This window comes from Pseudomonas sp. NGC7 (assembly GCF_047159675.1).
Lineage (GTDB): Bacteria > Pseudomonadota > Gammaproteobacteria > Pseudomonadales > Pseudomonadaceae > Aquipseudomonas > Aquipseudomonas kermanshahensis.
Genome location: NZ_BAAFZY010000001.1, coordinates 2,072,068 through 2,085,113, shown reverse-complemented (window position 1 = coordinate 2,085,113; position 13,046 = coordinate 2,072,068). Strand labels below are relative to the sequence as shown.

At 61.4% G+C, this 13,046-nt stretch carries 10 protein-coding genes; 6 read left to right on the top strand and 4 right to left on the bottom strand.

Annotated features, from left to right (window positions below):
- Positions 1–86: 86 nt before the first annotated feature.
- Together ACMCNM_RS09530 and acs are read right to left on the bottom strand one after the other, a co-directional pair.
- Positions 87–872, bottom strand: coding sequence for an ABC transporter substrate-binding protein (locus tag ACMCNM_RS09530; RefSeq protein ID WP_027593089.1), 786 nt, complete (start codon positions 870–872; stop codon positions 87–89).
- A gap of 624 nt (positions 873–1,496) precedes the next feature.
- Positions 1,497–3,458 (bottom strand): acetate--CoA ligase, encoded by a 1,962-nt coding sequence (gene acs / locus ACMCNM_RS09525; RefSeq protein WP_027593090.1) that lies wholly within the window; start codon positions 3,456–3,458, stop codon positions 1,497–1,499.
- Between the two features lie 409 nt (positions 3,459–3,867).
- On the opposite strand from acs, the gene ACMCNM_RS09520 reads away from it, so the two are divergent.
- Entirely contained in the window at positions 3,868–4,122 is a 255-nt protein-coding gene (locus ACMCNM_RS09520) for a DUF2790 domain-containing protein (RefSeq protein WP_027593091.1), read from the top strand.
- 72 nt (positions 4,123–4,194) lie between these two features.
- On the opposite strand, the gene ACMCNM_RS09515 is transcribed toward ACMCNM_RS09520, so the two are convergent.
- Entirely contained in the window at positions 4,195–5,754 is a 1,560-nt protein-coding gene (locus ACMCNM_RS09515; protein WP_412764257.1) for a sigma-54-dependent transcriptional regulator, read from the bottom strand.
- A gap of 256 nt (positions 5,755–6,010) precedes the next feature.
- Between ACMCNM_RS09515 and phhA the strand changes: the two genes are divergently transcribed.
- The 4 genes from phhA (at position 6,011) to ACMCNM_RS09495 (ending at position 8,806) form a co-directional block, all read left to right on the top strand.
- Complete coding sequence (gene phhA, locus ACMCNM_RS09510; RefSeq protein ID WP_027593093.1) at positions 6,011–6,799, top strand: phenylalanine 4-monooxygenase; 789 nt, start codon at positions 6,011–6,013, stop codon at positions 6,797–6,799.
- 37 nt (positions 6,800–6,836) lie between these two features.
- Positions 6,837–7,193, top strand: coding sequence for a 4a-hydroxytetrahydrobiopterin dehydratase (locus ACMCNM_RS09505; protein ID WP_027593094.1), 357 nt, complete (start codon positions 6,837–6,839; stop codon positions 7,191–7,193).
- Positions 7,194–7,382: 189 nt separating this feature from the next.
- Complete coding sequence (locus ACMCNM_RS09500) at positions 7,383–7,511, top strand: hypothetical protein (protein ID WP_256214942.1); 129 nt, start codon at positions 7,383–7,385, stop codon at positions 7,509–7,511.
- 95 nt (positions 7,512–7,606) lie between these two features.
- Positions 7,607–8,806: an MFS transporter gene (locus ACMCNM_RS09495; RefSeq protein WP_412764256.1), complete on the top strand. Its 1,200-nt coding sequence runs from the start codon at positions 7,607–7,609 to the stop codon at positions 8,804–8,806.
- A 121-nt stretch (positions 8,807–8,927) separates the two neighbouring features.
- Here the strand turns inward: ACMCNM_RS09495 and ACMCNM_RS09490 are convergent, their stop codons facing one another.
- Positions 8,928–11,948 (bottom strand): FAD-binding and (Fe-S)-binding domain-containing protein, encoded by a 3,021-nt coding sequence (locus ACMCNM_RS09490; protein ID WP_412764255.1) that lies wholly within the window; start codon positions 11,946–11,948, stop codon positions 8,928–8,930.
- 151 nt (positions 11,949–12,099) lie between these two features.
- Here ACMCNM_RS09490 and ACMCNM_RS09485 point away from each other — a divergent pair, with 151 nt between their 5' ends.
- Positions 12,100–12,984, top strand: coding sequence for a LysR substrate-binding domain-containing protein (locus tag ACMCNM_RS09485; RefSeq protein ID WP_275746501.1), 885 nt, complete (start codon positions 12,100–12,102; stop codon positions 12,982–12,984).
- The last annotated feature ends 62 nt before the right edge of the window (positions 12,985–13,046 follow it).

The following is a 13,046-nucleotide window of genomic DNA, read 5'->3' as shown; positions in this document are numbered from 1 at the left end:
TGAGGTCCTCGACCTAGAGAATGAAAAATGGTGCAAACCTCAGAGCCTCTGCTGTTTGCACCATTGCACAGGTTTAACCCGACGTCTTACTTCGAGTCTGGACCGTAGATATCGAAATTGAAGTACTTGGCTTCGATTTGTTTGTACTTGCCGTTGGCACGGATGGCGTCGATGGCCGCGTTGATGCGGTCGACGTTAGCTTTGTCGCCCTTGCGCACGGCAATGCCGATGCCGTCACCGAAGTACTTGGCGTCGGTGAATGCTGGGCCTACGAACGCGAAGCCTTTGCCAGCGTCGGTCTTCAGGAAGCCATCTTCCAGCAGGGTGGCGTCAGCCACGGTGCCATCGAGGCGACCGGCCGCGACATCCAGGTAGATTTCGTTCTGGGTGCCGTAAGGGACCACGGTGGCACCTTTGGCGCCCAGTACTTCCTTGGCGAAGCGGTCATGGATCGAGCCACGCTGCACGCCGATCTTCTTGCCCTGCAGTTCGTTGAGGCTGTCGCTGACGGTGGTGCCTTCCTTCATGACCAGGCGCGCTGGGGTCAGGTAGTAGCGCTTGGTGAAGTCGACCGATTTTTTGCGGTCTTCGGTGATCGACATCGACGACAGGATAGCGTCGATCTTGCGCACCTTCAGTGCCGGGATCAGGCCGTCGAACTCTTGCTCGACCCAGGTGCACTTGGCTTTCATCTCTTCACACAGGGCATTGCCGATGTCGTAGTCGAAACCGGCGATGCTGCCGTCGGGCTGCTTGAAGGCGAAGGGTGGGTAAGCGGCTTCGATACCGATTTTCAACGGTTTTTCATCGGCCTGCGACACCAGGGAAAACACGGACAGCGCCAGGGCGCCAAGCAGTGCGAGCTTCTTCATCAGGTAACTCCATCGGTACGGGGCAATACAAGGCAGGGTAACAACTGCCCGATATGCGAATGGGTACAACGCGAGCCGCGCAGGGTTCGACCAAGGCCGCAGACCACGAGCGAGTGAGTGGCATTTTAACGACAGCCCGGTAGTCGATATTTCTTCAAAGCGACAACTACTTACAGAAGCGCTTGAAACCACTGCGGGCGATGTTGACAGCCATTGCAAAACATGCAAAGGCGCAAGGAAAATAACCTATAGACCTAGCAATTACTGGGCCTATTATTCGCAAAGCCTTGTACGACGGCAAGTGTAGCGTGCTGTGTTGCAGAAAATGGCTCGGCGGACGCACCGAAACGGGTCATGACTGTTTCCGCTCGCCCCGTGCCTGTGCGTAATCGGTGACAGAAGAGTTACCGATGAATGTCGGGTAACAGTAAAGCAAAAAACCCCGCCGGTTGCCCGTGCGGGGTTTTCTGACACATACACACCCCTGTAGGAGCGGCCTTGTGTCGCGATGGGGCGCGAAGCGGCCCCACCATTTCAGCTTCGCCACTGGCAATGCCGGGGCTGCTTTGCGGCCCTTTCGCGACACAAGGCCGCTCCTACAAGGGCTCGCGCTCTGCCCCAATATCAGGCCGTAGCCAGGTTCATGGCCTTGTGCGTGTCGATCAGATGCTGCACCACACCCGGGTCGGCCAGGGTCGAGATATCACCCAGCGAGCCGTATTCCGCCGTGGCGATCTTGCGCAGGATACGCCGCATGATCTTGCCCGAGCGTGTCTTCGGCAACCCTGGCGCCCACTGGATCACATCCGGCGAGGCAATCGGGCCGATCTCCTTGCGCACCCAGTTCTTCAGCTCCAGGCGCAATTGTTCGCTAGGCTCCACGCCGGCATTGAGGGTGACATAAACATAGATGCCCTGGCCCTTGATGTCGTGCGGCACGCCCACCACAGCCGCTTCGGCAACCTTGGAATGGGCAACCATGGCGCTTTCGATCTCGGCAGTCCCCATGCGGTGGCCAGACACGTTGAGCACGTCGTCAACACGCCCGGTGATCCAGTAGTAGCCATCCTCGTCGCGGCGCGCGCCGTCGCCGGTGAAGTACATACCCCGGAAGGTTTTGAAGTAGGTGTCGACGAAGCGGTCGTGGTCGCCATACAGCGAGCGCGACTGGCCCGGCCAGGAATCGAGAATCACCAGGTTGCCTTCGGCAGCGCCATCGATCAGGTTGCCCAGGTTATCCACCAGCGCCGGCACCACGCCGAAGAACGGACGGGTCGCCGAACCCGGCTTGAGGCCAGTGGCGCCCGGCAGTGGGCTGATCAGGATGCCGCCGGTCTCGGTCTGCCACCAGGTGTCGACGATCGGGCAACGCTCCTTGCCGACGGTCTTGTAGTACCAGTTCCACGCTTCGGGGTTGATCGGCTCGCCGACCGAACCCAACAGGCGCAGGCTGGAACCATCAGCCCCCTCTACCGCAGCCTGCCCTTCGGCCATCATGGCGCGGATTGCGGTCGGTGCGGTGTAGAGGATATTGACCTTGTGCTTGTCGACGATCTTCGACACACGGGTGATGTCCGGGTAGTTCGGCACGCCTTCGAACAGCAAGGTGGTGGCGCCATTGGCCAGCGGGCCGTAGACGATGTAGCTGTGGCCGGTGACCCAGCCAACGTCGGCGGTGCACCAGTAGACTTCACCTGGGCGGTAGTCGAACACGCGCTCGTGGGTCAGCGCGGCGTAAACCAGGTAACCCCCGGTGGTGTGCAGCACGCCCTTGGGCTTGCCGGTGGAGCCGGAGGTGTAAAGGATGAACAGCGCTTCTTCAGCGCCCATCTCTTTCGGCGCGCAGTGGCTGGAGGCCACTTTCATCAGGTCTTCGTACCAGATGTCGCGGTGTTGGTGCCAGGCGATATCGCCACCGGTGCGCTTGCACACGATGATCTTCTGCACGCTGCTGGTCTCAGGGTTGGTCAGCGCCAGGTCGACGTTGCCTTTGAGCGGCGTACGGCGCCCGCCACGCACACCTTCGTCGGCGGTGATCACCACCTTGGACTTGCAGTCGATGATTCGGCCAGCCAACGCCTCAGGGGAGAAGCCGCCGAACACCACCGAGTGGATTGCACCGATGCGGGCACAGGCCAGCATGGCGACCACGGCCTCGGGGATCATCGGCATATAGATAGTCACCACATCGCCACGGTGCACGTCTTGGCCGCGCAGGGCGTTGGCGAACTTGCAGACCTGCTCGTGGAGCTCGCGGTAGGTGATGTTGCGGTGCTCGGAAGGGTCGTCGCCCTCCCAGATGATCGCCAGTTGGTCGCCACGCTCTTCGAGGTGACGGTCCAGGCAGTTGGAGGAAACGTTCAGAGTGCCGTCGGCAAACCACTTGATATCGACATGGTGGTCATCGAACGAGGTCTGCTTGACCTTGGTGAACGGCTTGATCCAGTCGAGACGCTGGGCCTGCTCGCGCCAGAAGCCGTCCGGGTTGATCACCGATTGCTGGTACATGGCCTTGTAGGTGGCCTCGTCGGTCAGGGTAGTGGCCGCAACCTCGGGACGAACGGGATACAGTGGAGCCGCACTCATCTGTGTTACCTCGGTGTAATAGTTGTTTTTGTATGGAACCGTTTGTAACTGTACCAGAGCGGCAAAAGCCATTCGACGTTGGTAGTAAAGCAGCGGATTTTGGTACTGACGTACGAGCAAAGCGCTCTAGCACGCGGCTCGCAGCCCTAGGCAGAAAGAATCGCCGTTTTTTTTCGCGTGATTGTTACAGATTCTGTCAAAACACTTTATCAAAAGTCCCACTGTTTCAGCGGTTGCCACCTGCCTAGAATTCATCTCGCCAACAACGGCAAGGCGATTAACTTCTGGCAACAGCCCCCACGAAGGCAAGCGTTAATCACCCGCTAAATCCCGATCGTTAAAACTAGCAGCACTCGCGGCGCCACAAGCGCCGCGCACCCCCTCACGACCTTAGACAGGTAAATAGAAAATGAAAGCTTTACTGGTATTGGTACTTGGCAGTCTTTGCGGCGCGGCAATGGCCGGCGAAGCAAACGATGCCGAGCAGATTCCGGTTGAACAGTACAGTTACTCGCAGCACTTGGACATTGCCCGCGTCATCTCCATGAGCGAAGTGCCCAACGTCTGTGAAGTCGTGCCCGCCCGCATGACCTATGAGGACTCCCAGGGCCAGAAGCACATTCTTGAATACCGCGTGATGGGGAACGGTTGCTCTAACGGCTAACCCTTGAGATCGGGGCCCCGCTGGGGCCCTTCGCGGGTTTCCCCGCGAACAAATAAACCCAGTCGGCTGGCATTATTCAGTTGACTTGCCCAACGCATAATCCCGCAACTTATTGGCAATCGTGGTGTGCGAAACACCCAGTCTTTTGCCCAGCGCGCGACTACTTGTAAATTCCCCCATCAAACTTTCCAGCACGGCTTTTTCAAAACGGCCGACAATCTGTGAAAGGTCCCCTTCCAATGAAAACTCTCCCAACGGTTGCCGCACACCGTAGTCCGGCAAACGTATATGTTCACTTTTAACTACACCGCCTTCACATAACGAAACTGCCTGGAACAATACGTTTTCCAGTTGCCGCACGTTGCCTGGCCAGTGGTACTGGCTTAGTTTATCCATCGCGGCCGGTAATAACCGTGGCAAGGGGCAGCCGATCTGCCGGCTGGCCTGGTCGAGAAAGTGCTGCACCAAGCCTTCCAGCCCGTCCATGCACTCACGCAATGGCGGAATGTGCAGCGACAGCACGTTGAGGCGGTGGTACAGGTCCTGGCGGAACTCACCGCGCGCGCACAGCTCGGACAAATCCACCTGGGTGGCGCAGATCACCCGCACATCCAGGTACACCTCTTCATCACTGCCTACGCGGCGAAAGCAACCGTCCTGCAGAAAGCGCAGCAGTTTCACCTGCAAACGCGGGCTCATCTCCCCGACCCCATCAAGGAACAGCGTGCCACCGGCCGTCAGTTCCAGCAGGCCCAGCTTGCCCTCGGCCCGCGCACCCTCGAAAGCACCCGGCCCGTAGCCGAACAGCTCGGTCTCGGCCATGGACTCTGGCAACCCCGCACAGTTGAGCGCCATTAACGGCGACTGCCCACGCGGGCTGGCCAGGTGGCAGGCACGTGCCAGCAACTCCTTGCCGGTGCCGGTCTCCCCTTCGATCAGCAACGGAGCATCCAGGGGCGCCATGCGCCGTGCCTCGCGCACCACCGCCGCCATCACCCGCGAGCTCTGGAAGATACTGTCAAAACCGCGCAGCTCCTGCTTGCGCACGTTGTAGATGCGCTCACCGATACGGTCGGCGCGGTGCAGGGTCAGCACCGCGCCGGCCAGCGCCTCGCTGTCGTCATGCTCGGATTGCAAGGGGGCGATGTCGGCGAGAAACACATCCCCTTTCACCTTGACCCGCAGGCCATTGATACGCGACTTGTTGGCGCGCACCAACTCGGGCAGATCGAAGTCTTCCACATAACGCGCCAGCGGCATGCCCGGCACCTCGTCGACGCGCACCCCGAGCAACTGCGCCGCAGTGCGGTTGGCGGCGACGATGCTGCCGCCCATGTCGATCGACAGCACCGGAAAGTCCAACGCACCCAGCAACGCGTTCAGCTCCATGTGCCGGCGCTCGCTGGGCATCAAGCCGACGCGCTTGACGCCGAACACCCCGGCAATGGCTTCGAACTTGGGCCGCAGCGCCTGAAACTGCAGGTTGATCAGGTTCGGGCAGTGCAGGTAGATGGCGTTGCCATGGTCGCCGCCCACCTCACCACGCAGCACGTTGATGCCGTACTCCACCAACAGGTTAAGGATGTCGCGAAGGATGCCGATGCGGTTCTGGCAATGCACTTTGATACGCATGAACGCTCTCGAAGCGCCGAAGTTTTTCAACCGGACGCAGAAAATTCGTAAAGATAAGCTGACAAATACCGGTAAACCATCAGCCATTTGCCCCGGATTTTCCGACACCTACGCCTTTTTGTAAAATTATCGTTACGAACCAGGGCCGATTCTGGACTGGGGTGGCCACCCTACCCCCGTGCAAATCGGCCAATGAGGGGATATTCCTTAGGTATGTCGTGGACATAACAAGAAAAGCCCTCACCAGGAGAGCCACATGAAACAGACGCAATACGTGGCACGCGAGCCCGATGCGCATGGTTTTATCGACTACCCGCAGCAAGAGCATGCGGTGTGGAACACGCTGATCACGCGTCAGCTGAAAGTCATCGAAGGCCGTGCCTGCCAGGAATACCTGGACGGCATCGATCAGTTGAAGCTGCCCCATGACCGTATCCCGCAATTGGGCGAGGTCAACAAGGTCTTGGGTGCCACCACCGGCTGGCAGGTTGCCAGGGTGCCAGCGCTGATCCCCTTCCAGACGTTCTTCGAACTACTGGCCAGCAAGCGCTTCCCGGTCGCCACGTTCATCCGCACGCCGGAAGAACTCGACTACCTGCAGGAGCCTGACATCTTCCACGAGATCTTCGGCCACTGCCCGCTGCTGACCAACCCGTATTTCGCCGAATTCACCCACACCTACGGCAAGCTCGGCTTGGCTGCGACCAAGGAACAGCGCGTTTACCTGGCGCGCCTGTACTGGATGACCATCGAGTTCGGCCTGATGGAGACCCCGCAAGGTCGCAAGATCTATGGCGGCGGCATCCTCTCTTCGCCGAAAGAAACGGTCTACAGTCTGTCGAACGAACCGGAACATCAGGCGTTCGACCCGATCGAGGCGATGCGCACGCCGTACCGTATCGACATTTTGCAGCCGCTGTACTTCGTGCTGCCGAACCTCAAGCGCCTGTTCGACCTGGCCCATGAAGACATCATGGGCATGGTGCAGCAGGCCATGCAGTTGGGCCTGCACACCCCCAAGTTTCCACCCAAGGTTGCTGCCTGAAGCCACCTGATAACAACTCGAACTGGAAAAAGACACCATGAATGCCTTGAACCAAGCCCACTGCGAAGCCTGCCGCGCCGACGCCCCGAAAGTCAGTGACGAAGAGTTGGCCGAGCTGATTCGCGAAATCCCGGACTGGAACATCGAAGTGCGTGACGGCCACATGGAGCTGGAGCGCGTGTTCAAGTTCAAGAACTTCAAGCACGCCCTGGACTTCACCAACGCCGTGGGTGAAATCGCTGAAGCCGAAGGCCACCACCCCGGCCTGCTGACCGAGTGGGGCAAGGTCACCGTGACCTGGTGGAGCCACTCGATCAAAGGCCTGCACCGCAACGACTTCATCATGTGCGCGCGCACCGACAAGGTCGCCGAGACGGCCGAAGGCCGTAAGTAACAAGCGAAAACGGGGCCGCAATGGCCCCGTTTTTTGTAAGGCAAATGTCCGCTATTCACCCGTAAAACCGACAAACGAACGGGAAAAATTTCAAACTGTCATCCAGACTGCTGTATCCTGCCCCAGCTTTTTAAAGCCCCACACGCGCCTGGCGCAGCCTTTTCACTCACACTTGCGAGGAACGACGAGATGCATGAAATCCCGAATCTTCCCTTCCCAAGCCTGAACCCAGAAGAGCAAACCGTTACCGTCCATGCCGAGCCGACGCCTGCCGTCGATCAGGATGGTGACGATCAATCCAGCGCTGACCAGGAATAACTGCGCATCCCCCGACTGTGTGAAAACGGCTGACCTGCGGGCCACCCCCGTCATCACGTTTTCACACCGTCCAGAACTCTGCCACGAAGGCCCCCATGCCCCACTCACCGCGCCCTCTTGCGGTCACCCTGCAAGTCGTCTCCATCGTCCTCTTCACCTTTATCGGCTACCTGAACATCGGCATCCCCCTGGCCGTATTGCCCAGCTATGTGCACAACGACCTGGGCTTCAGCGCCGTGGTCGCTGGCCTTGTGATCAGCGTGCAATACCTCGCCACATTGCTCAGCCGCCCGACAGCCAGCCGCATTATCGACAACCTCGGCAGCAAGAAGGCGGTGATGTATGGCCTGGCCGGTTGTGGGCTCAGCGGCGTATTCATGCTGGCTTGCGCCTTTCTCACCCACCTGCCCTGGCTGAGCCTGACCTGCTTGCTGATCGGCCGCCTGGTGCTGGGCAGCGCCGAAAGCCTGGTGGGCTCTGGCGCGATCGGCTGGGGCATCGGCCGAGTGGGCGCTGAGAATACCGCCAAGGTCATCTCCTGGAACGGCATTGCCAGCTATGGCGCTCTGGCCATTGGCGCGCCGCTGGGGGTGCTAATGGTCAAGACACTCGGGCTATGGAGCATGGGTGTGAGCATCATGCTGCTGTGCGCGGCCGGCCTTCTGCTGGCCTGGCCCAAGCGCGCGGCGCCCATCGTCAGCGGCGTGCGTCTGCCCTTCCTGAGCGTATTGGGCAAGGTGTTCCCGCATGGCTCAGGGCTGGCCTTGGGCTCGATCGGCTTTGGCACCATCGCCACGTTCATCACCTTGTACTACGCCAGCCGCGACTGGCCGAATGCCGCACTGACCTTGAGCCTGTTCGGCGCCAGCTTCATCAGTGCCCGTTTGCTGTTCGGCAACCTGATCAATCGCATCGGTGGTTTTCGCGTGGCAATCGCCTGCCTTTCGGTAGAGACCGTGGGGCTGCTGATGCTGTGGCTGGCACCCAGTGCCGAGCTGGCATTGGCAGGTGCGGCACTGAGTGGCTTTGGTTTTTCGCTGGTGTTCCCGGCGCTGGGCGTGGAAGCGGTGAACCAGGTGTCGGCGGCCAACCGCGGCGCGGCGGTTGGGGCGTATTCGCTGTTCATCGATTTGTCGCTGGGGATTACCGGCCCGCTGGTGGGCGCAGTAGCAGCGGGGTTCGGGTTTGCTTCGATGTTCTTGTTTGCGGCAGGGGCTGCGGCGTGCGGGCTGGTGTTGAGCCTTTACCTGTACAGGCAGGCGCGCCGGGCTCGGGATACCCTGCAGCTGTCCTGATGATGCAGTGGCTGTACCGGCCTCTTCGCGGGCAAGCCCGCTCCCACAGGAATCACCACAACCGTCGAGCCAACGGTATCCCTGTGGGAGCGGGCTTGCCCGCGAAGAGGCCGGTGCAGGTTTAACGCTGCGCGTACTGCAACACCACTTCCAGCGGATGGCGCATCTGCCGTTCGGTCATGCGCTTGACCTGGCTACGGCACGAATACCCCGTCGCCAGCGGCTCGTCTTGCTTGTCCAGCTTGGTCGCCCAGGACTGCTCGAAGATGGTCCGCGAGGTCTCCTGGTTTCGCGCTTCATGCCCATAAGTACCGGACATGCCACAGCAACCCGTAGCCTCGGTCACCAGCTTCAAGCCCAGGCGGGCAAACACTTGCTCCCATTGACGGGTGCTGGCCGGCACGTTGGTCTTCTCGGTGCAGTGCGCCATCAGGCGGAAGCTGCCAGCATTGGCAGCCGCTTGCTCGGGCAATGCATCCATCAACCATTCCTGCGGCAACAGCACCTTCGGGCAGTCTTCCAGGCCTGGCACCTTCTGGTACTCCTGGCGATAGACCAAGGTCATCGCCGGGTCCAACCCCACCAGCGGTACACCACAATCGGCCAGGGCCTTGAGCTGGGTGCCATTACGGATCGCCGCCTTGGCGAACGCGCCAAGGAAGCCCTGTACGTGCAGCGGTTTGCCGTTAGCACTGTAAGGCGCCAGGAACACCCGGTGGCCAAGGCGGTGCGCCAGGTCGATGAATGCGGCCAGCAGCGGCGTCTCGAAGTAACGGGTGAAGGCATCCTGCACCAGCACGATGCTGCGCTCACGCTGGGCCGGGGTCAGCTCGCGCAGCGCTGGCACGCTGGCCACGCCAACGCGGCAGCGGGTCAGGGTCGCCTGGAAGTTGAAGCGGCTGATCAGCGGGCTGTCGACCATGCCGACCTTGTCGGCCAGCAGCTTGCTCACCCACTTCGAGCCCATCACCGCGTTATACAGCCCCGGCGCATGCGCCAGGTACGGGATGGTGAACTCCAGCGAACCGATCAGGTAATCCCGCAATGGGCGCTGGTAGCGGCCGTGGTACAGCTCGAGAAAGCGCGAGCGGAAGTCCGGCACGTTGACCTTGATCGGGCACTGCCCCGCGCAGGACTTGCACGCCAGGCAACCGGCCATGGCGTCGTAGACCTCGTGAGAGAAGTCCGCCTGCCCCTGGTCACGCCCGCGGTTGTTGCGCAGCCGTGCCGGCAGGCCCTTGAGCCAGGACACCTTGTTACGCGCCGCCGCCAGCACGTCGATATCCGCCGCGCCTTGCAAACGCAGCCACTCACGCATCAACGAGGCACGGCCCTTGGGCGAATGCTGACGCTCTCGGGTGGCCTTCCATGATGGGCACATGGCATCGTTAGGGTCGTAGTTGTAGCAGGCACCATTGCCGTTACAGTGCACAGCGCTGCTGAAGTCCTGCCAGACACGCTCGTCGATGGTGCGGTCGAGGTCACCGCGCAAGGTCACGCCATCGACCCGGGTCAGGCCTTCGGCGCTGTCGGGTGGGGTGCAGATTTTGCCGGGGTTGAGCTGGTTGCGCGGGTCGAAAGCGCCTTTCAGGCGCTGCAGCGCCGGGTACAGCTCGCCAAAATATTCGGGCACGTATTCTGAACGCAGGCCCTTGCCGTGCTCACCCCACAGCAGGCCGCCGTAGCTTTTGGTCAGCGCCGCCACGGCATCGGAGATCGGCTTGACCAGCGCGGCCTGGGCCGGGTCTTTCATGTCCAGCGCCGGGCGCACGTGCAGTACACCGGCATCGACGTGGCCAAACATGCCATAGGCCAGGCCGTAGCCATCCAGCAATGCGCGGAAGTCGGCGATGTAGTCGGCCAACTGCTCCGGTGGTACTGCGGTGTCTTCCACGAACGGCTGCGGGCGCACCTCGCCCTCGACGTTGCCCAGCAGGCCCACCGAGCGTTTGCGCATGGTGTAAACGCGGGTGACCGCCTCGGCGCCCTCGGCCAGGGTGTGCCCCAGGCGCTCGACGCTGGTGTCGTTTTGCAGGTGCTGGATGAACGCCTGCACCCGTGCATTGACCTCGTCCGGCTGATCGCCGCAGAACTCCACCAGGTTGATGCCCAGGGTCGGGCGCTCGGGGTCAGCCGGGAAATACTCGGCCACGCTGTGCCAGACGATGTCCTTCATGGCCAGCATCAGTACCTTGGAGTCGACCGTTTCGATCGACAGCGGCTTGTGCGCCATCAGCGCATTGGCGTCACGCAGGGCGTCCATGAAGCTGGTGTAGCGGACGTTGACCAGTACCGCGTATTTCGGGATCGGCAGCACATTGAGCTTGGCTTCGACCACGTAGCCCAGCGAGCCTTCCGCGCCGCACAGCACGCTGTTGAGGTTGAAGCGCCCCTGTTCATCGCGCAGGTGTGCCAGGTCGTAGCCCGTCAGGCAGCGGTTGAGCTTGGGGAAGGTGCTTTCGATCAGCTCGGCCTGGGTTTCCTGGATCTCACGGGCTACACGGTAGACCTCGCCAACCCGGCCAGGCGCGGCGCAGGCCTGCGCCAGCGCAGCGTCATCGATGGGCAGGCTGTGCAGGCGCTCACCACCGAGCAGCACGCTGTGCAGTTCGAGCACGTGATCGCGGGTCTTGCCGTAGGTGCAACTGCCCTGGCCGCTGGCATCGGTGTTGATCATGCCGCCGACGGTGGCGCGGTTGGAGGTGGACAACTCGGGGGCGAAGAACAGCCCATGAGGCTTGAGCGCAGCGTTGAGCTGATCCTTGACCACACCGGCCTGGACCCGCACCCAACGCTCCTCGGCGTTGATTTCGAGGATGGTGTTCATGTGCCGCGACAGGTCGACGACGATGCCATCGGTCAGCGACTGGCCGTTGGTGCCGGTGCCGCCGCCACGCGGGGTCAGTTTGACCTGGGCAAAGCGCGCCTCGGCCATCAGCGTGGCGACCCGCGCCACGTCATCGGCGTCACGCGGGAACACCGCTGCCTGGGGCAGGCGCTGGTAAATCGAGTTGTCGGTGGCCAACACGGTACGGGTGGCGTAATCGGCACTGATCTGGCCACGGAAGCCGCTGTTACGCAGGGCCTCGAGGAATTCGGGGTAGTTGGTGGTCGGTGCACTGGTCGGCAGCTGGGCGATCATCGACGGATGGCCTCTTGATATGGGCTAATTCACGGAAAACCTGTCATGCCGGCATGGGTTGTTTCACACCAGATGACGAATAGGCCAATGTTCCTGTAGTTTCGCGCCAAGGGCAAACGGATAATCCTGCCGCTATCGATGACTTTTATGAATGAATTACCGCCACCTGACACCGTCCATGTCGCTGCTGCTGGCGTTCGAGGCTGCCGCCCGGCATGAAAGCTATACACGCGCCGCCGCCGAACTGTCGTTGACCCAAAGCGCTGTCAGCCGCCAGGTGCAGGCACTGGAGCAGCAATTGGGGCTGACGCTGTTCCGCCGTGAAGGGCGTCAGGTGCAGCTGACCGACGTCGGCCGGCTGTACCAGCGGGAGCTGAGCGAGGCCTTGGGGCGCATCCGCAGCGCCACTTTGCAGGCGCTGGCCTACCAGTCGGGTGTCGGCACGCTACGCCTGGCCACCCTACCCACCTTCGGCTCGAAATGGTTGCTGCCGCGGCTGCATGCGTTCTACAGCGCCCACCCGGGCATGCTGGTGCATATCCATTCACGGATTGAAGCGATCAACTTCGACACCAGCGAGATCGATGCGGCGATCGGCGTGGCGAGCCACGACCTGCCGGGGCTGATCTGCCACCGCCTGCACGCCGAAGAGCTGCTGGTGATTTTGCCGCCAGAGGCCGGCACCGACGCGCATGGCTGGAGCCCTGCCCGGGTCAGCGAAGAAGTGCTGCTGAACGTCGCCAACAACCCGCATGCCTGGGGCGAGTGGTTCTCGCACCACAGCCTGCCGCACCGGGCGATGCGCCTGGGGCCGAGCTTCGAATTGACATCGCACTTGATCCAGGCGGTGCGCGCCGGCATCGGCATCGGCCTGGTGCCGCGGATACTGGTGGAAGAGGAACTGGCCAAGGGCGAGCTGTTCAGCCCCGGCGAGGCGTTTGCCAGCCAACGCAGCTATTACCTGATCTATCCGCCACGCAACGAAGCGCTGCCGTCGTTGCGGGCGTTTCGCAGCTGGTTGCTGGAGCAGATCTGAGTTTTGTGCGGGTTGCACTGGCCTCTTCGCAGCACAAGGCTGCTCATACAAGGGGCGCATAA

Bases quoted from the DNA above. Each gene is read 5' to 3' on its own strand.
- ACMCNM_RS09530 (WP_027593089.1), bottom strand. From the start codon at position 872: ATGAAGAAGCTCGCACTGCTTGGCGCCCTGGCGCTGTCCGTGTTTTCC.
- acs (WP_027593090.1), bottom strand. From the start codon at position 3,458: ATGAGTGCGGCTCCACTGTATCCCGTTCGTCCCGAGGTTGCGGCCACT.
- ACMCNM_RS09520 (WP_027593091.1), top strand. From the start codon at position 3,868: ATGAAAGCTTTACTGGTATTGGTACTTGGCAGTCTTTGCGGCGCGGCA.
- ACMCNM_RS09515 (WP_412764257.1), bottom strand. From the start codon at position 5,754: ATGCGTATCAAAGTGCATTGCCAGAACCGCATCGGCATCCTTCGCGAC.
- phhA (WP_027593093.1), top strand. From the start codon at position 6,011: ATGAAACAGACGCAATACGTGGCACGCGAGCCCGATGCGCATGGTTTT.
- ACMCNM_RS09505 (WP_027593094.1), top strand. From the start codon at position 6,837: ATGAATGCCTTGAACCAAGCCCACTGCGAAGCCTGCCGCGCCGACGCC.
- ACMCNM_RS09500 (WP_256214942.1), top strand. From the start codon at position 7,383: ATGCATGAAATCCCGAATCTTCCCTTCCCAAGCCTGAACCCAGAAGAG.
- ACMCNM_RS09495 (WP_412764256.1), top strand. From the start codon at position 7,607: ATGCCCCACTCACCGCGCCCTCTTGCGGTCACCCTGCAAGTCGTCTCC.
- ACMCNM_RS09490 (WP_412764255.1), bottom strand. From the start codon at position 11,948: ATGATCGCCCAGCTGCCGACCAGTGCACCGACCACCAACTACCCCGAA.
- ACMCNM_RS09485 (WP_275746501.1), top strand. From the start codon at position 12,100: ATGAATTACCGCCACCTGACACCGTCCATGTCGCTGCTGCTGGCGTTC.